The organism is Streptomyces sp. NPDC001108, assembly GCF_053598535.1.
In genome coordinates, this window is the sequence record NZ_JBSFKL010000004.1 from 375475 (window position 1) to 397085 (window position 21611).

Annotated in this window: 18 protein-coding genes and 1 pseudogene; 13 read left to right on the forward strand and 6 right to left on the reverse strand. The window is 72.8% G+C overall.

Features of this window, described 5'->3' with window-relative positions; all coding sequences use genetic code 11:
- The 11 genes from ACWC97_RS13080 to ACWC97_RS13130 all read left to right on the forward strand — a co-directional run bounded on the left by ACWC97_RS13080 (position 1) and on the right by ACWC97_RS13130 (position 15121).
- Positions 1-942, forward strand: coding sequence for a carbohydrate ABC transporter permease (locus ACWC97_RS13080; protein WP_450649148.1), 942 nt, complete (start codon positions 1-3; stop codon positions 940-942).
- A gap of 1 nt (position 943) precedes the next feature.
- Complete coding sequence (locus tag ACWC97_RS13085; protein WP_352275392.1) at positions 944-1846, forward strand: carbohydrate ABC transporter permease; 903 nt, start codon at positions 944-946, stop codon at positions 1844-1846.
- 2 nt (positions 1847-1848) lie between these two features.
- Positions 1849-3114, forward strand: coding sequence for a 6-phospho-beta-glucosidase (locus ACWC97_RS13090; RefSeq protein ID WP_450649150.1), 1266 nt, complete (start codon positions 1849-1851; stop codon positions 3112-3114).
- Entirely contained in the window at positions 3105-4079 is a 975-nt protein-coding gene (locus ACWC97_RS13095; protein WP_450649152.1) for an N-acetylglucosamine kinase, read from the forward strand. Before ACWC97_RS13090 ends, ACWC97_RS13095 begins: the two co-directional genes overlap by 10 nt.
- 330 nt (positions 4080-4409) lie before the next feature.
- Positions 4410-5801, forward strand: a complete 1392-nt coding sequence (locus tag ACWC97_RS13100; RefSeq protein WP_450649154.1) for a hypothetical protein — start codon at positions 4410-4412, stop codon at positions 5799-5801.
- An 11-nt stretch (positions 5802-5812) separates the two neighbouring features.
- Positions 5813-6868, forward strand: a complete 1056-nt coding sequence (locus tag ACWC97_RS13105; RefSeq protein ID WP_352275396.1) for a glutamate ABC transporter substrate-binding protein — start codon at positions 5813-5815, stop codon at positions 6866-6868.
- 94 nt (positions 6869-6962) lie between these two features.
- Positions 6963-8276: a hypothetical protein gene (locus ACWC97_RS13110; RefSeq protein ID WP_352275398.1), complete on the forward strand. Its 1314-nt coding sequence runs from the start codon at positions 6963-6965 to the stop codon at positions 8274-8276.
- Between the two features lie 61 nt (positions 8277-8337).
- Positions 8338-10893 (forward strand): tetratricopeptide repeat protein, encoded by a 2556-nt coding sequence (locus ACWC97_RS13115; RefSeq protein WP_450649157.1) that lies wholly within the window; start codon positions 8338-8340, stop codon positions 10891-10893.
- Between the two features lie 2 nt (positions 10894-10895).
- Entirely contained in the window at positions 10896-12200 is a 1305-nt protein-coding gene (locus ACWC97_RS13120) for a protein phosphatase 2C domain-containing protein (protein WP_450649159.1), read from the forward strand.
- A 123-nt stretch (positions 12201-12323) separates the two neighbouring features.
- The gene (locus ACWC97_RS13125) at positions 12324-13673 is read left to right on the forward strand and encodes a vWA domain-containing protein (protein ID WP_352275403.1); all 1350 of its coding nucleotides are present in this window, start codon (positions 12324-12326) and stop codon (positions 13671-13673) included.
- Between the two features lie 107 nt (positions 13674-13780).
- Positions 13781-15121, forward strand: a complete 1341-nt coding sequence (locus tag ACWC97_RS13130; protein ID WP_450649161.1) for an FHA domain-containing protein — start codon at positions 13781-13783, stop codon at positions 15119-15121.
- Positions 15122-15145: 24 nt separating this feature from the next.
- Here the strand turns inward: ACWC97_RS13130 and ACWC97_RS13135 are convergent, their stop codons facing one another.
- From ACWC97_RS13135 to ACWC97_RS13150, 4 genes are all read right to left on the reverse strand, one after another.
- Positions 15146-16069, reverse strand: a complete 924-nt coding sequence (locus tag ACWC97_RS13135) for a methyltransferase domain-containing protein (RefSeq protein WP_450649163.1) — start codon at positions 16067-16069, stop codon at positions 15146-15148.
- Between the two features lie 350 nt (positions 16070-16419).
- A complete protein-coding gene (hemC, locus tag ACWC97_RS13140; RefSeq protein WP_450649165.1) occupies positions 16420-17352 on the reverse strand; it encodes a hydroxymethylbilane synthase in 933 nt (310 codons plus the stop codon).
- A 17-nt stretch (positions 17353-17369) separates the two neighbouring features.
- On the reverse strand, positions 17370-17942 hold the full coding sequence (locus ACWC97_RS13145; RefSeq protein WP_450649167.1) for an O-methyltransferase: 573 nt from the start codon (positions 17940-17942) through the stop codon (positions 17370-17372).
- Positions 17935-18909, reverse strand: a complete 975-nt coding sequence (locus tag ACWC97_RS13150; protein WP_450649169.1) for a hypothetical protein — start codon at positions 18907-18909, stop codon at positions 17935-17937. Before ACWC97_RS13150 ends, ACWC97_RS13145 begins: the two co-directional genes overlap by 8 nt.
- A gap of 302 nt (positions 18910-19211) precedes the next feature.
- On the opposite strand from ACWC97_RS13150, the gene cutA reads away from it, so the two are divergent.
- Positions 19212-19541, forward strand: a complete 330-nt coding sequence (gene cutA / locus ACWC97_RS13155) for a divalent-cation tolerance protein CutA (RefSeq protein WP_450649171.1) — start codon at positions 19212-19214, stop codon at positions 19539-19541.
- On the opposite strand, the gene ACWC97_RS13160 is transcribed toward cutA, so the two are convergent.
- Both ACWC97_RS13160 and ACWC97_RS13165 read right to left on the reverse strand, forming a co-directional pair.
- Positions 19538-20491 (reverse strand): XRE family transcriptional regulator, encoded by a 954-nt coding sequence (locus ACWC97_RS13160; protein ID WP_450649261.1) that lies wholly within the window; start codon positions 20489-20491, stop codon positions 19538-19540. The genes cutA and ACWC97_RS13160 overlap by 4 nt on opposite strands.
- 108 nt (positions 20492-20599) lie before the next feature.
- Positions 20600-20845: pseudogene (locus ACWC97_RS13165) on the reverse strand (helix-turn-helix domain-containing protein); the annotation flags it as partial.
- 358 nt (positions 20846-21203) lie between these two features.
- Between ACWC97_RS13165 and ACWC97_RS13170 the strand changes: the two are divergent.
- On the forward strand, positions 21204-21608 hold the full coding sequence (locus ACWC97_RS13170) for a globin (protein WP_352275406.1): 405 nt from the start codon (positions 21204-21206) through the stop codon (positions 21606-21608).
- Positions 21609-21611: the final 3 nt, after the last annotated feature.

Below are 21611 nucleotides of genomic sequence, written 5' to 3' on the forward strand. Positions count from 1 at the left end.
ATGACCACATACACGCTCCGGGCGAAGCGCCGCCGGTCGGCGCTGCGCACCGCCGCCTTCATGGCGCCGTGGCTGATCGGGTTCTTCGTCTTCTTCGCCTACCCGCTGATCTCCACGGCCTACTTCTCCTTCACCACCTACGACGGCTTCACCCCGCCCGCGTTCAGCGGGACGAAGAACTGGGCGTACGTCTTCCAGGACTACCCGCTGTTCTGGCCGGCGCTGCGCAACACGCTCTGGCTGGTCGTGGTCATGGTGAGCTGCCGGGTGGTCTTCGGTCTCGGGATCGGGCTGCTGATCACCCGGATCAAGACGGGCGCCGGCGTCTTCCGCACCCTGTTCTACCTGCCGTACCTGGCACCGCCGGTCGCGGCGACGCTCGCCTTCGTCTTCCTGCTCAACCCCGGTACCGGGCCGGCCAATTCACTGCTCGACGCGGTGGGGCTGCCCACCCCCGGCTGGTTCACCGACGCCGCCTGGTCCAAGCCGGCGCTGACCGCGCTCGCGGTGTGGGGCGTCGGCGATCTGATGGTGATCTTCATGGCCGCGCTGCTCGACGTACCGAAGGAGCAGTACGAGGCGGCGGAGCTGGACGGGGCGACGGCGCTCCAGCGCTTCCGCCACATCACCCTGCCGAACATCTCGCCGATCATCCTGTTCGCGGTGGTGACCGGGATCATCCAGACGATGCAGTACTACACCCAGCCGTTCGTGGCCGGGAAGGTCGCGTCCGGGGTGATGGGCGGCTCCGGGCAGCAGTTCGAACCGGGCTATCCCGACAAGTCGACACTGACGCTTCCGCAGGTGGTCTACAACCTCGGCTTCCAGCGCTTCGACTACGGCTCCGCCTGCGTGGTCGCGCTCATTCTCTTCGTCCTCGCCATGGCGTTCACCGCACTGCTGATGCGGCGCCGCAGCGGGCTGATCCAGGCAGGTGAGTGACGTGGCGCAGGTTCTCGACACCCCCCGGAGCACCGCTCCCGAGACCGCCGGGGACACCCCGGCCGGGCGCACCGCCCGCCGCAGGGCGCTGCTCCACTGGATCGCCGTGCACGCGCTCGGCGTCGCCGCCGCGCTCTTCTTCGTCCTGCCGTTCGTCTTCCTGGTGCTCACCTCGCTCATGAGCGACCAGCAGGCACTCACCCGCGACCTGTGGCCGCACCCCTTCGAGTGGGACAACTACCGGCGGGTCTTCGAGACCGACGGGTTCCTGGTGTGGTGGCGCAACACCCTGCTGTACGCGGGCGTCGGCACCGTACTGACCGTCGTGTCCTCGCTGCCGGTGGCGTACGCGCTCGCCAAGTTCCGCTTCCGGGGGCGGCGTCTGTCGCTGATGCTGGTCGTCTCGATGATGATGCTGCCGCCGCAGGTCGTCGTCATCCCGATGTACCTGTTCTGGGCGAAGCAGCTCGACCTGTCCGGCACGCTCTGGCCGCTGATCATCCCGATGGCGTTCGGTGACGCGTTCTCGATCTTCCTGCTGCGCCAGTTCCTGCTGACCATCCCCGACGAGTACCTGGACGCGGCGAAGGTCGACGGCTGCGGCGAACTGCGCACCTTGCTCAAGGTCGTCGTGCCGATGGCCAAACCCGGAATCGCCGCGGTGGCCCTCTTCCAGTTCTTCTACGCCTGGAACGACTACTTCGGCCCACAGATCTACGCCTCGGAGAACCCGGCCGCCTGGACGCTCAGTTACGGCCTGGATTCCTTCAAGAGCGCGCACCACACCGACTGGAACCTGACCATGGCCGCGACCGTACTGGTCATGGCCCCCGTGATCCTCGTCTTCTTCTTCGCCCAGAAGGCGTTCGTCGAAGGCGTGACACTGACCGGAGTAAAGGGCTGACCATGAAGCTCGCAGTAGTGGGTGGCGGGTCCACCTACACCCCCGAACTGATCGACGGATTCGCCCGGCTGCGCGACACGCTGCCCATCGAGGAGCTGGTGCTCGTCGATCCGGCGGCCGACCGCCTGGAGCTGGTGGGCGGCCTGGCGCGGCGGATCTTCGCCAAGCAGGGCCACCCGGGGCGGATCACCACCACATCGGACCTGGACGCGGGCGTCGCCGACGCCGACGCGGTCCTGCTCCAGTTGCGCGTCGGCGGCCAGGCCGCCCGCAACCAGGACGAGACCTGGCCGCTGGAGTGCGGCTGCGTCGGCCAGGAGACCACCGGCGCCGGGGGCCTCGCCAAGGCGCTGCGGACCGTGCCGGTCGTGCTGGACATCGCCGAGCGGGTCCGCCGCACCAACCCGAACGCCTGGATCATCGACTTCACCAACCCGGTGGGCATCGTCACCCGGGCGCTCCTCCAGGCCGGGCACAAAGCCGTCGGCCTGTGCAACGTGGCGATCGGCTTCCAGCGGAAGTTCGCCCGGCTGCTCGACGTCGCACCGGGGCAGATCCACCTCGACCACGTCGGGCTCAACCATCTGACCTGGGAACTCGGGGTGCGGCTCGGCGGCCCGGACGGCGAGAACGTCCTGCCCCGGCTGATCGCGGAGCACGGCGACGCGATCGCCGGCGACCTGCGGATGGACCGGGCGGTCGTCGACCGGCTCGGCGTGGTGCCCTCGTACTACCTGCGCTACTTCTACGCGCACGACGAGGTCGTCCGCGAGCTCGGCACCAAGCCGTCCCGGGCGGCCGAGGTCGCCGCGATGGAGAAGGAGCTCCTCGCCATGTACGGCGATCCGGCACTGGACGAGAAGCCCGCGCTGCTCGCCAAGCGCGGCGGCGCCTTCTACTCGGAGGCGGCGGTCGACCTGGCGTCCTCGCTGCTCGGCGCGGGCGGCTCGGCGGTGCAGGTGGTCAACACGTACAACCGGGGGACGATGCCGTTCCTGCCGGACGACGCGGTGATCGAGGTGCAGGCCCGGGTCGACGGCACGGGCGCGACGCCGCTCGCCGTACCGATGCTGGACCCGCTGTACTCCGGCCTGATCTCGCAGGTCACGGCGTACGAGGACCTGGCCCTGGAGGCGGCGCTGCGCGGCGGCCGGGACCGGGTGTTCAAGGCGCTGCTGGCGCACCCGCTGATCGGCCAGTTCGAGTACGCCGAGGCGCTCACCGACAAGCTGATCGCGCACAACCGGGAGCACCTGGCGTGGGCGTGAAGGTGTCGGTCCTCGCGGTCGACGCGGGGAACAGCAAGACCGATGTGGCGTTGATCGGCGAGGACGGCACGGTGCTGTCGACGGCCCGGGGCGGCGGTTTCCAGCCGCCGGCGGTCGGGGTGGCGGCGGCGCTGGACGTGGTGGCCGGGCTGGTCGACCGGGCGCTGGCCGGGGTCGGCCGGGAGGTCGACGGGGTGGAGCACGTCTCGGCGTGCCTGGCCAACGTCGACCTGCCGGTGGAGGAGGCCGAGCTGACCGAGGCCGTCGTGGGCCGGGGCTGGGGCCGTACGGCCGAGGTCCGCAACGACACCTTCGCGATCCTGCGCGCCGGGGTGGACGAGCCGCGCGGCGTCGCGGTGGTCTGCGGCGCGGGGATCAACTGCGTCGGCATGCTGCCGGACGGGCGCACCGCCCGCTTCCCCGCGATAGGGAAGATATCGGGCGACTGGGGCGGGGGCAGCGGGCTGGCCGACGAGGCCCTGTGGTTCGCCGCCCGCGCGGAGGACGGGCGCGGCGGGCCGACCGAGCTGGCCCGTGCGCTGCCCGCGCACTTCGGGCTGGACTCGATGTACGCGCTGATCGAGGCGCTGCACCTGGGCCGGATCGCGTTCGAGCGGCGCCATGAGCTGGCCCCGGTGCTCTTCGCGACCGCGCGGGGCGGCGACCCGGTGGCGGTCTCCCTGGTGGAGCGGCTGGCGGACGAGGTCGTCGCGATGGCCTCGGTCGCCCTGGGGCGGCTGGATCTGCTGGACGTGGCGGCGCCGGTGCTGCTGGGCGGCGGGGTGATGGCCGCCCGGCATCCGCAGCTGGACGCGATGATCTCCGAGCGCTTCGCGGCGCGCGCGCCGAAGGCGGTGGTCCGGGTGGTGACGGAGCCTCCGGTGCTGGGGGCGGCGCTGCTCGGACTGGACCGTACGGGTGCCCCGGCGGAGGTCCACCGGAGGCTGCGCGCGCAGTACTCCTGATCCCGGTGCCGGCCTGGGGCGTTCCGCGGTGTCGTGCCGCGGGGCGCCCCTCGTGCGTGGGAACCGTTCGGTGGCTGCGGACGTGTTCAGGGGTGGGGTGGCAGGTCCGCTCCCGGGGACCGGTGTGCCGATCCGCTTGATCGGCGGCGCATGGCTTGATCGAATGCGGGGGATCGCATCCGTGGGCCGATGTGCGGTCCGGGAGCTCCCGGCGTCTGTCCGGACGTTCCCGGTGTGAACGTCGGTCCCCGCGGCCATACTTCATGGCCGGGTACCAGTCCCCGACCGGCCGGGGCCCGGGCCACCGTCAGTGACCGAGGGGGAGGTCGAGTGACATACCCGCCGAGTGTGCGTACGGCGCCCGAGCAGGGGCGGTCCGGGCCGCCCGTTCCCGCGGCCGCGCCCGTCCCGCCGGGACGCGGCGCGCTGTCCGTGGCGGCCGACCGGGTGCGGGCCGCGGCCACCACCGAGCCCGGCAGGCTCCAGATCATCGGTGCCGTACTGGCCCTGCTGGTCGTGGCGTTCGGCGCGGTGACGGCGCTGGAGATCTCCGACCGGGCGTCCGCCGCCGACGACGTGGTGAGCCGCAGCCAGCCGCTGAGCGCCGACGCCGCGGCCATCTACCGTTCCCTGGCGGACGCGGACACCTCGGCGGCGAGCGGCTTCCTGGCCGGGGCGCAGGAGCCGGCCGGCGTCCACGACCGGTACGAGAAGGACATCCGGGAGGCGTCCCGCCTCCTGGTGAAGGCCGCCGCCAACACGGACGCGTCGACCCGCTCCGCCCAGGAGATCACCACCCTCAACGAGGAACTCCCCCGGTACACGGGCCTGATCGAGCGGGCCCGCGCCAACAACCGGCAGGGCCTGCCGCTGGGCGGCGCCTATCTCCGGTACGCCAACCAGCGGATGAGCACGGTGCTGCTGCCGGCCGCCGAGCGGCTGTACGCGGCGGAGACGGACCGGCTGGGCGAGGACAACGACGCGGCCCGTGCCTGGCCGTTCCTCTCGCTCGGGCTCGGTGTGGTGGCGCTGGCCGTGCTGGTGTGGGCGCAGCGGCGCAACTACCGCCGGACGAACCGGGTGTTCAACCACGGGATGCTCCTCGCGACGGCGACGTCCGTGGTACTGCTGCTGTGGCTGGCCGTGGGGCAGACGGTGGCCCGCGCCGAACTGCGTTCGGCGGAGGTGAACGGGCAGCGTTCCCTCGACGTCCTCAACCACGCGCGGATCGACTCGCTGAAGGCCCGCGCCAACGAGAACCTGACGCTGGTGGCCCGGGGTGCGGTGCTGACCCCGGACGGCAGGAACGACAAGTACGAGACGGACTACACCACGGACATGAAGGCGCTCGGCGAGGAGCTGGGCCGGGCCGCGGAGCTCGCCGACGACGACCGGGGCCGCGCCCCGGTGAAGAGGGCGGCCGACGCGGTCGCCGAGTGGCAGGGCCGCCACCGCACGGCCCGTACCGCCGACGACGACGGCGACTACGACGGCGCGCGGGCCCAGATCATCGGGGCGAAGGATTCCACGGGGGAGTCCTTCGAGCGGGTGGACGCCGCCCTGAAGCAGGCGCTCGCCCATGAGCAGGTCGCCTTCACCCGGTCCGCGAAGGACGGGCTCGGGGCGCTGGGCGGGCTGCCGGCCGGGGCCGTCGGGCTGGCCGTGCTGGGGGCCGTGGCGGCGATTGTCGGAGTCAACCGCAGGCTCTCGGAGTACCGGTGAGCGGAGGAGCGATGACCAGGAAGCGCACGGGCGGGCGGCCCGGACGCGGTGGGCTGCGCGGCTGGGGCGGGGTGGCGGGCATGGCCGTGGCCTGCGCCATGACGGCCGCGGCCACCCTGCTGCCGCTCTCCCAGCACGGCACCGCGGTCCTCGGCGGCGACCCGGCGGGGTCGGGTCCGGCGCGGGCGGTGCAGATCAGGTCGGACGACTGCACGGACCCGGAGGCGAGTCTGCCGCCCTCGTCGGCCGGCGGTCCGAACATCGAGCGGATCAAGCGGCGCGGGAAGCTGATCGCGGGCGTCGACCAGAACAGCTTCAGCTGGGGGTACCGCGATCCGGCGGCCGCCGCCGGGAAGGACGCCCTCGAAGGCTTCGACATCGACCTGGTGCGGGCCATCGCGGAGAACATCCTGGGCGACCCGGACGCGGTGATCTTCCGGGCCATCCCCACCAACCAGCGGATCGCCGCGCTGGAGAACGACAAGGTCGACGTCGTCGTGCGGACGATGACCATCAACTGCGCCCGCCTGAAGCAGGTCTCGTTCTCCACCGCCTACTTTCAGGCCGGTCAGCAGGTCCTCGCGCCGAAGGACTCGCCGATCACCGGCTACGACAGGTCGCTGGCGGGCAAGCGGGTCTGCACGGCCGTGGGCTCCACCGCGTACGAGGCGCTGCAGAAGGAGTCGTACGGCGCGGTCTACCGGGACCGGCACGACGGCACCCCGGCCGACGAGGACCGGCTCACCGTCCCCAACCAGCTGGACTGCCTGGTGCGGTTGCAGCTGAACGAGGTCGACGCGGTGGTCACGGACAACGCGCTGGCGGCCGGTCAGGCCGCGCAGGACCCGGCGGTCGAGCTGAAGGGCGACAAGCCGTTCACCACCGAGTTCTACGGTGTGGCGGCGAAGCTGGGCGCCGACGACCTGGTGGCCCGGGTCAACCAGGTGCTGGTCGACTACCGCAAGGGCGGGAAGGACAGCCGCTGGATGCGCTCGTACCGGCGGTGGCTGGAGAAGGGGCTGCCGGGCATCACGGCACCGCCGACGCCCAAGTACCGGAGCGACTGACGCCGGCCGGCCCCCGGGGCGGCCCCGGCCGAGGAGACAGCGGAACAGAATTCTGCCGGGGCCCGTCCCGGCGCGGAGAGCGGAGAGGTGATCGATGGGCGTCGCGGGCCCTTTCCCCGACCGGTCGGCCGGCGTCCCGGTGATGGACCGGGACGAGGCGGACCGTGCGCTGGCCCGGCTCGGCGCGGAGCACGAGGCGATCGAGACCTCGCTCCTGGCCCTGCAGGACCACGCCGGCCGCCGGCTCCTGGAGGGCGCCGACCTGACCGGGGTCACCAAGGAACGCTGGGCCGCCGCCGACCGGGCGATCACCCTGCTGTGGGGGTACTTCGACGCCTACACGGGGGCGCTCGCCCAGGCGCGGTCGGTGCGCTCCCGCCGCCGCTACCCCAACCGCGAGGACCTGGTGGCCCTGACCGAGCTGCTGCGCGGCCAGGGCGTCACGGTGGCGCACGCGGCGGCGGGCCCCGATCCGTCGGCCGCCGGTCCGGCCCGGCTCTCCGAGCGGTTCACGCTGGAGGAGCTGGTCGCCCGGATGAACGAGCTGTACGCCGGTTCGCTGGACATGGTCGTCGCCTCCGACGCCGTGTGGTCCGCGCTGCCCGCCCGGATAGACCTGCTCGCCGCCGAGCTGCACCGCACCCGGTCGCTGGCGCACTCGGTGGGCGTACGGCCCGGGGAGCATCCGGCCGGCGACGACCTGGAGGCGATCACCCACGAACTGACCGCGCTGCGGGCGCAGGTGGTCTCCGACCCGCTCGCGTTCTGGCGTCCGGGGCCGGGGAGTTCGGCGCCCGGCGGCGGCCGCCCGGACACGGAGCGGTACGACCGGGCGGCGCGGGCGCTGGAGGAGGTGCGGCGGGAGATCGAGGCGGTCCTCGCGGTCCGGCAGGACGCCGAGCAGCGCCTGGTCCAGCTGCGCGACGTGCTCTCCCGCGCGGACCGCACCCTGGCCGAGGCGCGGGCGGCGCGCGGCGAGGTGCTCGCGAAGATCGCGGCCTCCGAGGTGCCCGCGGTGAGCGGTCCGCCGACCGTGCTCCAGGAGCGGCTGGTCGCCGCCTCGGAGTACCGCCGACGGGCCCAGTGGCACCGGCTGTCTCCGCTGCTGGAGACGTTGGAGCGGGAGGCCGAGGAGGAGCTGCTGCGGGCCCGTGAGTCGCTGACCGCGGTCACGGCCCCGCTGGCGGTCCGGGCGGAGCTGCGCGGGCGGCTCGACGCGTACAGGGCGAAGGTGGCCCGGCACGGGCTGGCCGAGGACCCGCTGCTGATCGAGCGGTACGACGCGGCGCGCCGGATGCTGTGGAGCGCGCCCTGCGACCTGCGGGTCGCGGGGCAGGCGGTGCTGCGGTACCAGGAGGCGGCGGCCGAGCTGCTGTCCCCGCGCCCGGAGCCGGAGGACCGGCGGTGACCGGGGCGGTGCGCGAGGTGGAAGGGCCGCTGCGGCGGCGGGGCGACCAAGGGGACCGATCATGAGTACGCAGTGCCAGCGCCCCGCGTGCGAGGGCAGCTACGAGGACATGGGCGGCGGTGAGCTGTACTGCGACACCTGCGGTCTGGCGCCGGTCGTCTCACCAATGGGGTCTCCCCTGTTCGAGCCAAGCCGAGAACTTGGGGACGGCATGGTGAGTTCGCCGCCGACCGGGATCGCGGGCGGCGGGCAGGTGGGCGGTGCGGGCAGCCGGGGCAGTGGTTCGGGGTCCTCCTCCCGGGCGTCGGCGCGCTCCTCGTCGCGTTCGTCGACCTCGCGGCGTTCGGTGTCCGGGCGCTTGTCGCGGGCGCTGTCCGGGGCGGCGACGTCGCGCTCGGTGTCGGTGCGGTCCTCCGGTTCGACCTCGGGCGCCTCCGCGCGGGGCAGGCTGGGGGCGGGTCTGGTGCAGGTGCCGGACGTGCCGCGGCCCGATCCGCGGTCGGCGGTGATGGAGAACCCGGAGGTGCCCGAGCGCAAGCGGTTCTGCTCGCGCTCCGACTGCGGGGCGCCGGTCGGCCGGTCGCGCGGCGGGCGGGCGGGCCGTACGGAGGGGTTCTGCACCAAGTGCGGGCATCCGTACTCCTTCGTGCCCAAGCTCCGGTCCGGGGACGTCGTGCACGGCCAGTACGAGGTCGCCGGCTGTCTGGCGCACGGCGGGCTGGGCTGGGTCTACCTCGCGGTGGACCGGGCGGTCTCCGACCGCTGGGTGGTGCTCAAGGGCCTGCTGGACACCGGGGACCAGGACGCGATGGCGGCGGCCATCTCCGAGCGGCGCTTCCTCGCCGAGATCGAGCACGCCAACATCGTCCGGATCTACAACTTCGTCGAGCACCTCGACCAGCGGACCGGTTCGCTGGACGGCTACATAGTGATGGAGTACGTAGGGGGCAAGGCCCTCAAGGAGATCGCCAACGAGCGCCGCACCCCCACCGGGCGGCGCGATCCGCTGCCGATCGAGCAGGCGTGCGCGTACGGCATCGAGGCGCTGGAGGCGCTCGGCCATCTGCACAGCCGCAACCTGCTGTACTGCGACTTCAAGGTCGACAACGCGATCCAGACCGAGGACCAGCTGAAGCTGATCGACATGGGCGCGGTGCGCCGGATGGACGACGACGAGTCGGCGATCTACGGCACGGTCGGGTACCAGGCGCCGGAGGTCGCGGAGGTCGGCCCGTCGGTCGCCTCCGACCTGTACACGGTCGCGCGGACGCTGGCGGTGCTGACCTTCGACTTCCAGGGCTACACCAACGTCTTCGTGGACTCGCTGCCGGACCCGGACAACATCGAGGTGTTCCGGTCCTACGAGTCGTTCTACCGGCTGCTGGTGCGGGCCACCGACCCGGATCCGGCGCGGCGGTTCGCCTCGGCGGCGGAGATGTCGGAGCAGCTCACGGGGGTGCTGCGCGAGGTGGTGTCGCTCCAGTCGGGGCGGCCGCGGCCGGCGCTGTCGACGCTGTTCGGCCCGGAGGTCCGGGTCACGGACAGCAGGCTGTTCCCGGAGCGGGCGGCGGACGTGTCCCGGCTGGGGGCCCGGTCCCCCGCCCCGGCCCCGGCGGCGATCCCGGGGCCCCGGGGGCCGGTCGCCGCGGTGGCGGGGGGAGCCGCCCCGGGCGGTCCGGAGACGGCCGGCCTCGACGTACGGTCCACCGCGCTGGCGCTGCCGGTGCCCCGGGTCGACGCGGGCGACCCCAACGCGGGCTTCCTGGCCGGGCTGATGACCACCGCGCCGTCCGAGCTGATCGCCGCGCTGGGCGCGGTGCCCGCCGCGTCGCCGGAGACCCGGCTGCGCGAGCTGCGCGCCCGCCTGGAGCTGGACGAGCCGGAGGCCGCGGGCCGCACCCTGGCGGCGCTGGAGGGTGAGCACGCGGACGACTGGCGGGTGGTCTGGTACCGGGGCGTCGCCTCGCTGGTGACCGGCGACCACGAGAACGCGGCGCTCTCCTTCGACGCGGTGTACGACGCGTTCCCCGGTGAGCCGGCGCCCAAGCTGGCGCTGGGGATCTGCGCGGAGGTGCTGGGCCAGCTGGACAACGCCACGGAGTACTACCGGCTGGTCTGGACGACCGATCCGAGCTTCGTGAGCGCCGCCTTCGGCCTGGCCCGGGTGCGGTTCGCCGCCGGGGACCGGGCCGGGGCGGTGGCCGCGCTGGAGTCGGTGCCCGAGGCGTCGATCCACTACACGGCGGCCCGGGTCGCGGCGGTGCGGGCCCGGCTGCGGGGGCGGGCGCCGGACGAGCCGCTGCTGGCCGACCTGACGGCCGCCTCGGCGCAGGTGTCGGGGCTGGCCGCGTTCGGGCTGGACGCGGTGCGCCGGGAACAGCTGTCGGTCGAGGTGCTGGGCACGGCGCTCGACTGGGTGCTTTCCGGCAGTCCCGGGGCCCCGGCCCCGGTACCGCCGGGACCGGGCACGCTGCTCGGCAGTGAGCTGGACGAGCGGGGCCTGCGGTTCGGGCTCGAGCGTTCGTACCGGATGCTTGCCAGGCTTGCGGAGCCCGGTGATGAGAGGATCGAACTGGTGGAGCGGGCCAACCGCTTCCGCCCCCGGACGTGGGTGTGAAAATGTCGGAGAAACCCCAGGAGACGGCCCTGTCGAAGTGCCCCGGCTGCGAGGAGCCGCTGGAGCCGGGGGATCTGTTCTGCGGTGCGTGCGGGTACGACCTGTCGGCCGTCCCCGCCGTCCCGAAGGACCGGCCGACGATCGCCCTGGCCCCGCCGCCCGCTCCCTCCGCCCCGTCCGGCGCGCCCGCCGCGTCCGCCGGGGACGCGCCGGACGTGCCGGATGTGTCCGATGCCGGTTCGGGCGACTTCGAGCTGGCCGCGCCGGATCCGGCGGCCGCGGCGGCCCCCGGTCCCGTTCCCGCCGCCGGCCCCGCCGCGCCCGATCCCCGTACGCCCGCGGCGGAGCCGGTGGCGGCTGCCCCGGCGGCCGGGGGAAAGGTGTGCGTGGCCTGCCGGGCGGGCCGGGTCGACGACGACGGCTACTGCGAGAACTGCGGCCATGCCCAGCCGCGCGAGCGCGACCACATGGAGCAGGAGCTCGGTTCGGTGGCCGCGGTCAGCGACCGGGGGCTGCGCCACCACCGCAACGAGGACGCGTTCGCGGTGTCGACCACGGCGCTGCCCGACGGCTCCCCGGCGGTCGTCGCGATCGTCTGCGACGGCGTCTCCTCGGCCAGCCGCCCGGACGAGGCGTCGGCGGCGGCGGCGGGCGCGGCCAACGAGTCGCTGCTGGAGTCGCTGCCGCGCGGCACCCACCCGCAGCAGGCGATGCACGACGCGATCCTCGCGGCGTCCGAGGCGGTCAACGCCCTGGCGCGGGAGCCCGGCCCGGCCGCGGAGCAGGAGCAGCACCGCCGGCAGAACGCCCCGGCGTGCACCCTGGTCGGTTCGATCATGGCCAACGGCCTGCTGGTCGTCGGCTGGGTCGGTGACAGCCGGGCGTACTGGGTGCCCGACGACCGCACCGCCGGCCCCGCCCGGCTCACCGAGGACGACTCGTGGGCCGCGCAGATGGTGGCGGCGGGCCTGATGAACGAGGCGGAGGCGTACGCGGACGCGCGCGCCCACGCCATCACGGGGTGGCTGGGCGCCGACGCGTACGACCTGGAGCCGCACACCGCGTCGTTCAAGCCGGATCGGTCCGGTCTGGTGGTGGTCTGCACGGACGGCCTGTGGAACTACGCGGAGTCGGCGGCCGAGCTGGCCGCGGTGGTCCCGGCCGACGCGTCGCAACGGCCCCTGCACGGCGCCCAGGTGCTGGTGGGCCACGCGCTGGACGGTGGGGGCCACGACAACGTAACAGTGGCTCTGGTGCCGTTCGCCGTGGAGCCGCAGGGGGCAGGATCGGCCTGCGGGACCTCGTGAACCTCGTTCCGTAACGCCCGGTTCCTCTTTCCCGACCGTCCGCTCCCCCGACGCCTTCTCTTGTTTCTCTCTTCTCTCACGGCCGTCCTCATCCGACGTCCGGAGTCCCAAGGAGCCGACCAGATGGCCAACTTCTCCAAGTCGACCGTGCCGCAGTTCTCCGTCGAGGTGTACCAGAACGCCTACCTGCCGGAAGGCGGCCGCGAGGTGAACGCGATCGTCACGGTCACCTCGACCGGGGGCGGCACCACCGGCGGCGCACCGCTGTCGGGTGCCCCGCGCGGGGCGGGGCGGGCGGCGAGCGCCGCGGTGGTGCTCATGGTCGACTGCTCGGGTTCGATGGACTACCCGCCCACGAAGATGCGCAACGCGCGCGACGCGACGGCGGCGGCCATCGACACCCTGCGCGACGGCACCTCGTTCGCCGTCGTCGCCGGTACGCATGTGGCCAAGGAGGTCTATCCCGGCAACGGCGCCCTCGCGGTGGCCGACGCCCGGACCCGGGCCGAGGCGCGAGGGGCGCTGCGGGCGCTGAGCGCCGGGGGCGGTACGGCGATCGGGACCTGGCTGCGGCTGGCCGACCGGCTGCTCGGCGCCGCCGACGTGGACATCCGGCACGGCGTCCTGCTGACCGACGGCCGCAACGAGCACGAGGCGCCGGAGGACCTGCGGGCCGCGCTCGACTCCTGCGCGGGCCGTTTCACCTGCGACGCCCGCGGTGTCGGCACCGACTGGGAGGTGAAAGAAGTCACAGCGATCGCCTCCGCGCTGCTCGGCACGGCCGACATCGTCGCCGATCCGGCGGGGCTGGCGGCGGACTTCACGCGGATGATGGAGAACGCGATGGGCAAGGAGGTCGCGGACGTGGCGCTGCGGCTCTGGACGCCGGTCGGGGCCGAGATCGTCTTCGTGAAACAGGTCGCGCCCTCGGTCGTCGACCTGACCGGCCGGCGCACCGCGGCGGGCCCCCGGGCCGGGGACTATCCGACGGGTTCCTGGGGCGACGAGTCCCGCGACTACCACGTGTGCGTACGGGTCCCGCAGGCCGGAATCGGCCAGGAGATGCTGGCGTCCCGGGTCTCGCTGATCCTCCCCGACCCCTCGGGCGGCGCCACTCCGCAGACGCTCTCGCAGGGGCTGGTACGGGCCGTGTGGACGGACGACATGGCGGCGTCCACCTCGATCAATCCGCAGGTCGCGCACTACACCGGACAGGCCGAGCTGGCCCAGGTCATCCAGCAGGGTCTGGACGCCCGCAAGTCCGGGAACCTCGACGGCGCGACCGCGAAACTGGGCCGCGCGGTGCAGCTGGCGTCGGCCTCGGGGAACGAGGACACTGCGAAACTGCTTTCGAAGGTGGTGGACGTCGTGGACGCCGCGACCGGTACTGTGCGACTCAAGGCAAAGGTCGCGGACGCCGACGAGATGACCCTCGAAACGCGTTCGACCAAGACCGTACGCGTCAAGAAATAACCACAGAGCCACGGTTTCGAGCCGCCCGGTCGGAAGGTCCCGCCGGGCGTCGAGCAGCGGAAGAACGCCGGCCCCGGGGCCGGCCCAGGAGAGGGGGAAGCGCCGACATGCCGACCTGCCCGAACGGACACCAGTCGGGTTCCGATGACTGGTGCGAGGTCTGCGGCCATCGCATGACCGGCGCGGGCGCGCCCGCGGGCGCGGTCCCCCCGCCGCCGCCCCCGCCGCCCGCCGCCGGCTACGGCTTCCCGCAGGGGCCGGGGGCCGACGCGACCCAGCAGGCCGAGCTCTGCCCGCAGTGCCGCACGCCGCGCGAGGCGATGGCGCCGTTCTGCGAGGAGTGCCGCTGGAACTACCTCACGAACACCGCGACGTCGTACACGCCGCTGGCTCCCACGCCCAACGTCTCCGGGCCGCCGCCCGGGCTGAACCTGCCGCCGGGTTTCCAGGCGCAGCAGCCGCCGGGTCCGGCGCGGCCGCGCGATCCGTTCGAGTACCAGGGCTCGCGTCCCTCGCAGGTGAACCGGTCCGCCGAGCCGCTCGCCACCGATCCGGAGAGCCGCCCCGGCCCGCCTCCGCCGCCGCCCGGTCCGGGGGCCCCGGGCCCCGTCGCGCCCGGTCCCGGCGCGCCTGGTCCGGGGGCGCCCGGTCCGCAGGCGTCCCCGCCGCCCGCTCCGGGTCCGCTGGTTCCCCCGCCGGGTCCGCAGACTCCCGGTCCGGTGGCCCCGGGGCCGCAGGGGCCCCCGCCGCCGCCCGGCCCCGGTGGTCCGCAGTCGTCTCCGTCGCCGTTCCCGCAGCCGGGTCCGCCGCCTCCGCCGCCGTTCCAGCAGCAGTCCGCACCGCCGCCGCCCTTCCAGCAGCATTCGGCGCCGCCGTCCTTCGACCGGCCCGGTGGTCCCGCCCCGGCCGCCCCGCAGCCGCCCGCGCCGCAGGGTCCGCAGGGCGGGGGCGACGACTGGATGCTGTCGCCGCCCACCCCTGCCCAGGCTCCGCCGCAGCAGGAGCAGCCGCCGTTCCCGGGCCAGGGCCAGAACCCGGCGCCCGCGAGCTGGACGGCGGTCATCGCCCCGGACCGTGAGTACTTCCTGGCGATGATGCAGCGCAGCGGTCCCGAGGCGACCGGGCTGAACCTGCCCGCGTACTCCCCCGAGCAGCAGCTCTCGCTCTCCGGTCCGCAGGTCACGGTCGGCCGCCGCCGGCAGAGCACGGGCGAGTCCCCGGACATCGACCTGTCGGTGCCGCCGGAGGACCCGGGCGTCTCGCACCAGCACGCGGTGCTGGTGCAGCAGCCCGGCGGCGGCTGGGCCGTCGTCGACCAGAACTCCACCAACGGCACCACGCTCAACGGCGCCGAGGACCCGATCCAGCCCTACGTCCCCGTCCCGCTCAAGGACGGCGACCGGGTGCACGTCGGGGCGTGGACGACGATCACGATCCGCCGCGACTGATCCGTTCCGCTCCGGACGTTCGCGTCAGGCGGTCGGCAGTGGCCAGGTGTACGGTCCTTCGGGGTCGTCCAGCCAGGCCCACTGCCGTCCGTCGGCGAGCGTGATGCCGAAGCGTTCGCGTCCGGGATGCCGCTCGCGCCGCCAGAGCCGGAGCGCCCCGCCCGGATCGAGAGCGGCCCCGGTGAGCGCCAGCAGGAAGCGGAAGAGGTCGTTCTCGGCGATGTGCCGGGGCACTCCGGTCAACCGGGGGTCGTACCCGGTCCGGGCCGGCAGGCCGCGCAGCGGTACGAAGTAGGCGGCCGTACGCAGGAACCGCCCCTCGGCGCGCTTCCCCCGCGGCCCTTCCCGCACCCGCAGGGAGATCAGCCCGGTGGCGAACGGTGCCAGGATCCGGGCCCCCGGCACGCACTGCTCCAGCCAGGGCCACGGTACGCACGGCAGGGTGCAGGTCGCGATGATCCGGTCGTAGGGGCCGCGCGGGGGCCAGCCCCGGGTGCCGTCCCCGGTGATCACGGCCGGGTGGTGTCCGGCCGCGTCCAGGTGGCGCCGGGCGGCCTCGGTGAGCTCCGGGTCGAGGTCGATGGTGGTCACCGCGTCGTCCCCGAGCCGGTGGGCGAGGAGTGCGGCGTTGTAACCGCTGCCGGTGCCGATCTCCAGGACCCGTTGGCCGTCCCGTACGTCCAGCTCTTCGAGCATCCGGGCCATGAGGGAGGGCTGGCTGCTGGACGAGATCAGTTCGCCGTCCCGGATGCGGATGGCCAGCGGGGTGTCCACGTACGCCCCGCGCAGCCAGCGGGCCCGCCGGTCCGGGTCGGGGTCCTCGCACCAGAGCCGGTCCCGTTCCCCGGTGAAGTAGTACGGCACGAACAGGTGGCGCGGCACCTGCTCGAACGCGGCCCGCCAGGCCGGGTCGCCCAGGCCACCACCCGCCACGATGCCGTCCACCATCGCCCACCGCTCCTCGGCACCGGCCCCGGCGAACGGGTCGGTGCGGGCGTCCCTGCCTCCGCCTTCCCTGCCTCCACCTTCCCGCGCCGGCCTCCCCGTCGCCAGGAGCCCGTGCGGGAGGGGCGGAAGGGACCTGGTCGAAGATTGCCGGGGCCCGACGGCCGGTCGGCAGATCTCGCAGGCGCGGATGCCATCGACCGCCAGGTATGGCGGGGCCACTCCGCGGTGAGGGCCTTGGCGTACTTGTCCGGCAGCGGGCGGCGAGGCGTGATCTCGCGGAGACCGGACGGCTCAGCATCGATCCAGCGTTCCGTCCTCCAGCCGACGGAGCCGGCCCCGGGTGGGCAACCTTAATGCGGGATGCCGTCAATCAGTTCGCGGGCACCTTGCCGCAGCAGCGCGACAGCCACGGAGGTACCGAGTGTGGCAGGGGTCAGCCTCCCCGCCCACTCGTGCGCGTTGAGCATGATCTTTCCATCCGGTGAGAACACCGCGGCCCTCAGGGAGAGCTCCCCACCACGCTCGACCCGGGCGTACCCCGCGATGGGGGAGTTGCAGTGCCCTTGGAGCACATGGAGGAGCATCCGCTCGGCCTCGGTCTCGCGGTACGCGTCGCGGTCACCGAGGTCGCTGACCAGATCGATCAGCCCCGTGTCGCCCTCGCGGCATTGGAGCGCCAGAACGCCCGCGCCGATCGGCGGCATCATCACGTCGGTGGACAGGACCTCGGTCATGACGTCGGTCCGGCCGATCCGCTCCAGACCGGCGACAGCCAGGATCAGCGCGTCCGCCTCACCGTTCCCCAGCTTCTCCAGACGGCGGTTTGCGTTGCCGCGCATCGGGACGCATTCCAGGTGCGGGTGGGAGACGGCGAGCTGGGCAATCCGACGGACGGAGGAGGACCCGATCCGGGCGCCTGCGGGGAGCTCGTCCAGGGTGAGGCCGCCCGGGTGGACGAGGGCGTCCCGGATGTCGTCGCGCTTGAGGAACGCGGCGAACACAGTTCCGGCCGGGAGAGGCCGATCGGCGGGGACGTCCTTGACGCAGTGCACCGCGAGGTCGGCCTCGCCGGCGAGGAGTGCGGCATCGACCTCCTTCGTGAAGGCACCCTTGCCCTCCACCTTCGCCAGGTCGCCCATCCACTTGTCGCCGGTCGTCTTCACGGGGAGCACCGTGGTCCTGACGTCCGGGTGGAGCATGGCCAGCTCGGCGCGGACACGCTCCACCTGGGCGAGCGCCATCGGCGAATCGCGCGAAACGATGCGAATCAGATCATGGGCCATGAGGGCACGATAGACCCTCAGATCCTGGCGGCGACCACCAGCCCGGAAGCCCAGCGCAGGGGCGTGGCGCGAAAGTTGGGCACCTCGGGCAGTCGTTCGAGGAAGCCGTCCACCCGCGCCTGGTGGCCGTCGGGCCACGTGGCCTGCGGGAGCATGTCGTCCACGACGTAGAGGGCGCCCGGCTTGAGCAGCGCGAGGAGATCCGACAGCCGGAGGTACTTGCCGGGCCTGCAATCGACGTACGCGAAGTCGAACAGCCCCGTCTCCCGGGTGAGCCAGTCGTCCGCGTCTGCATGAACAAACTCGATCCGGGCATCGCCTTCCAGATTACGGCGGGCGATGGCCTGGACCGTCGCGTCCGCCTCCACGGTGACGAGGCGGGCTCCAGACGTCATGCCCGAGGTCAGCCACGCGGCGCCGGCCCCAACACCGGTCCCGAGCTCCAGGAAGCGCCCGTTCGGCTTGGACGCGGCGAGGGTGGCCAGGAGGCTCCCGGTGCGGTCCTCGCAGGACATCGCGAACTCGGCGCGGGCTGCGTCATCAAGAATCGCGTCGAGCCGCGCCGGACGCCGACAGGGCACGTCACGCATGGCCCGCCTCCAGGTGCTCGGCCACGGCCTCGGCGGCGAATGTGAGGACCTGGTCCGCACCGGCCCGCACGAGCATGGCCAGATACTCGACCATCCCGGCCGTGCCGAGGGCCTGGAGCGCGGCCCACTCCCCCGAGGTCGAGTAGGCCACGATCGGTACCTTCTGCTCGTCGCGGAGCCGTACGAGGACGTCCCCGGTCGTCATGACGGGCTGGAGGGTGAGGGAGTCGGCGCCTTCGGCGATCCAGCGGCGGGCCTGGAGGAGGGTGTCCTGCTGCGCGCGGCCCGGTTCGAGCTGGAGGCCGCGGCGGTGTCCCGACCGGGGGTCGGTCTGCATAAGTGTCTTGAACGGGCCGTAGAGGCTCGTGTGGATAGCGAGGTTGGGGTTCACGCCGACGTCACGGTGTCCCTCGGCGTCGAGGACCTGGCGAACGGCCTGGATCGATCCGTCGAGCATGGCGGTGGGGGACACGCAGTCGGCGCCGACCTCTGCGTGCATGACAGCCATGGCGCCCATGAGGCGGTAGGTGCTCTCCAGGTCGATGTCCCCGGAGTCGGTGCGCAGCACGCACTGACCGTGGTCCGTCCACGAGCAGCCACACACCTCCGTCGTGACGGCCGTGGCCGGCGCGGCCTCCTTCACTGCCTTGATGGTGCGGATCATGCGGTTGTCCGGGGCGGTGGCGCCGGTGGCGTACCTGTCGCGGTCGTGCCCGAAGGCAAAGACCTTGACGCCACGGATGCCGAGATCCGCCCAGCGGGCCACCGTTGTGGAGACCTCGGAGAGCTGGACGGCACCGGGGAGCGAGTACCTACCCTCCGCGCCCCCGGGCAGGGAGAGGAGAGGTGCGCTCAGGTCCGCGGCCGTGAGCGGTGGGCGGTTGTAGAGGGCCCGGACGACGTCACGGGCCCGGGAAGGGTTGATGCCATCGGGGGTGGACGCAGCACGCTCGAAAAGGATGGTCATGGCGACAGTGCATACCGACGGCCGGTCGGTGAACAGACCACGCAGGGGATCCCCATGGAGGGGGCGTGCGTGCCGTAGTCCCATGCGCCCCATCGGAGTTGTCAAGGCTTGATCTCGTGAAGCTCGGCCCGTGGCCAACTTGCCCCGCACTCCCCGACGGTCGGCGTGCGGCGTCGAACGCGGTGCATCGCAAGAGGGAGGAGTGCCCGGGGAAGCATTCGGGTGTTCCGGCAACACGGCGGGGTGTCGTGGCCGTCGCCGCACACCCGCCAGGGACTGCGGCCAGCGCCTAGGCTCCGGCCATGAGCGAATACGTGCAGGTGTCGACCGCCACGGAGACCAAAGCGCAGGCCATCGCCCTCGCTGGGCCGGCCGTGCAGAACCGCCTCGCCGCCGGCGCCCAGATCATCGGCCCGGTGACTTCGGTCTTCTGGCACCTGGGGGAGTACGGCACCGGAGAGGAGTGGCAGCTCCTCCTCAAGACGACGACCGAGCGCTATGTGGACCTGGAGAAGTACCTCCTGGAGAACCACCCTTGGGACAACCCGGAGGTGTGCGCCGTCCCCATCGTGCTCGGCGCCGAACGGTGCAAGACGTGGATCAGCGAATCCGTCTCCCCGGCCCAGGTCTAGGCGTCCGCGAGGTCGACGACCTCCCGGACCTCCGCGACGTCTCCGTATGGGCGTAGGCGGTCGACCACGATCGCGAGTCGCCTGCGCGGCCGGGCCGAGGACACGCCCGTGCAGAGTTCGAGCACGCGGCGTGTCGTCGTTGCCGCCTGCTCGATCTCCCCGGCCGTCAGGTACGCCTCGGCGAGCCAGGAAAGGTACAGGGCCTTGTCGCGCGCGTGCTCGTTCGGGAACCGGCTGAGCGCGGAGGACAGCACCGGCACGGAGCGCAGAGGGCGGCGAAGCTCCGTCCAGCAGCGCCCGGTCATGATGTCCAACTCCTGCTGGTCGACCCACGCGGACCAGTGCGGCTGAGCCTCGCCGTCTGGCGCCTCCTCCAGAGCCGTCCGGGCGGCGTGGAGCGCCCGGCCCGTTCCCACCGGCTGCTGGTCGACGGCGTAGGTCCAAGCCAACCGCTCCCAGAGCAGTGCGCGCACCGTGGCTGGTGTGCTCGCGGTGATCGTGGTGCAGGACTCCTCCGCGAAGCTGACGGCGGTCCTCCGGTCCTTGGCGAGGGTCCCGTACGCGAGGAAGGCCAGCGAGTTACTGTAGAGCGCCCCGTCTCCCGCTTCCCGGGCGAACTCCCGGCTCTCCTGATACAGGGAGGCAGCCTCCCGGCCGTGGCCGGCGTCGAAGGCCGCCCAGCCGGCTTGCTGAGCCTGCTCGGCAATGAGCGAGGTCAGGCGGCGCCGGGAATCGTCCGAGAACGACCGGCTCCGCAGGAGCGCCTTCGTCCGTTGCACCTCGCTGAGGTAGACGCGATAGGTGTCGCCTCCGCCCAGGACGTCATCGAGTTTGCGGAGGCGGGCAGTACGCTCGCGGAGTCGGTCGATGTAGGAATTCGTGACCCGGTCCGGTGGAGGCTCGGCGGGGAGGGCGGGCAGAGCGGCGGCCAGGCCGGTGGCGGTGGCCACGTGGAGAATTGTGCGGCGGTGCAATCGCGGTCCGTTCGTACTCGTCGGTCCTGCAGAAGCCCTTTCCGACTCCCACGGGCGGGGAGCGAGACCGACCATGTGTCCCGGAACGCGTAAGGCGTCCGCGATCCGCACCACCTTCTCGAAAGACGTGATGCGCCCTGTCCCGCGCGCGAGGGTCCCGACCCGGTCGGGCTTGGTGTCGCACTCGGTCGCGATCTTCGAGTAGCTGATGCCGGCCCTCTCGCGCGCAATGCGGAACACGGTCCCGAAATCGTGAGCTCGCAAAGCGCGCTGTACGTCCTCGTCGCCGAGAAGGTCCGGCGGAAGCGCCGTTGGTGGCTGGTAGATCATCGGTCTCTGTCCTGCCTGCCCAAGTCTGCGCCCCCGGGCAATCCGGGGGCCTGCCCATGATGGATATACCCCGGCTTTGGGACGCGCGGGTTTCTCGACGATTCCCCCCTGTCAGCAGCGCCCGGAGCTCGGCACCTCCGTCCCCGGGGCACTGAGCACCGGCTCGCGCGGTAAGGCGGTGGGAGGTGACGCACATGTGGGAGGACGTGGGGGCGCGCCTCGGCGGGCTCGTCCTCACGGCTGCCGCCTCGCCGGTCGCCCTGTCGCCAGGACTCGGTACGGGGACGGAAGGAGAAGAGGGGAAGGGAAGGGACCTAGGACCCCGGTCCTCGGCCGGTGCGTCTGCGACCATGGTCGGGTGACAGAGATTCCGCGCGACACGCTTCAGGAGCAGTCCTTCTACGAGCAGGTCGGCGGCGAGGAGACCTTCCGGCGCCTGGTACACCGCTTCTACCAGGGGGTTGCCGAGGACCCGCTGCTCCGGCCGATGTATCCGGAGGAGGATCTCGGCCCGGCCGAGGAACGGTTCGCGCTGTTCCTGATGCAGTACTGGGGCGGCCCCCGTACGTACAGCGAGCGGCGCGGGCATCCCCGGCTGCGGATGCGGCACATACCCTTCCGGGTGGACCGGGCGGCGCACGACGCGTGGCTGGGCCATATGCGGGTGGCGCTCGACGAGCTGGGGCTGGCGCCGGAGCACGACCGGAAGCTGTGGGACTACCTCACCTACGCCGCCGCCTCGATGATCAACACTTCGGGCTGAAGC

Excerpts from the sequence above, each read along its gene's own strand:
- ACWC97_RS13135 (WP_450649163.1), bottom strand. The coding sequence starts at position 16,069 with ATGGTGGACGGCATCGTGGCGGGTGGTGGCCTGGGCGACCCGGCCTGG.
- hemC (WP_450649165.1), bottom strand. The coding sequence starts at position 17,352 with ATGGCCCATGATCTGATTCGCATCGTTTCGCGCGATTCGCCGATGGCG.
- ACWC97_RS13120 (WP_450649159.1), top strand. The coding sequence starts at position 10,896 with ATGTCGGAGAAACCCCAGGAGACGGCCCTGTCGAAGTGCCCCGGCTGC.
- ACWC97_RS13125 (WP_352275403.1), top strand. The coding sequence starts at position 12,324 with ATGGCCAACTTCTCCAAGTCGACCGTGCCGCAGTTCTCCGTCGAGGTG.
- ACWC97_RS13110 (WP_352275398.1), top strand. The coding sequence starts at position 6,963 with ATGGGCGTCGCGGGCCCTTTCCCCGACCGGTCGGCCGGCGTCCCGGTG.
- ACWC97_RS13105 (WP_352275396.1), top strand. The coding sequence starts at position 5,813 with ATGACCAGGAAGCGCACGGGCGGGCGGCCCGGACGCGGTGGGCTGCGC.
- ACWC97_RS13145 (WP_450649167.1), bottom strand. The coding sequence starts at position 17,942 with ATGCGTGACGTGCCCTGTCGGCGTCCGGCGCGGCTCGACGCGATTCTT.
- cutA (WP_450649171.1), top strand. The coding sequence starts at position 19,212 with ATGAGCGAATACGTGCAGGTGTCGACCGCCACGGAGACCAAAGCGCAG.
- ACWC97_RS13130 (WP_450649161.1), top strand. The coding sequence starts at position 13,781 with ATGCCGACCTGCCCGAACGGACACCAGTCGGGTTCCGATGACTGGTGC.
- ACWC97_RS13115 (WP_450649157.1), top strand. The coding sequence starts at position 8,338 with ATGAGTACGCAGTGCCAGCGCCCCGCGTGCGAGGGCAGCTACGAGGAC.
- ACWC97_RS13150 (WP_450649169.1), bottom strand. The coding sequence starts at position 18,909 with ATGACCATCCTTTTCGAGCGTGCTGCGTCCACCCCCGATGGCATCAAC.
- ACWC97_RS13090 (WP_450649150.1), top strand. The coding sequence starts at position 1,849 with ATGAAGCTCGCAGTAGTGGGTGGCGGGTCCACCTACACCCCCGAACTG.
- ACWC97_RS13080 (WP_450649148.1), top strand. The coding sequence starts at position 1 with ATGACCACATACACGCTCCGGGCGAAGCGCCGCCGGTCGGCGCTGCGC.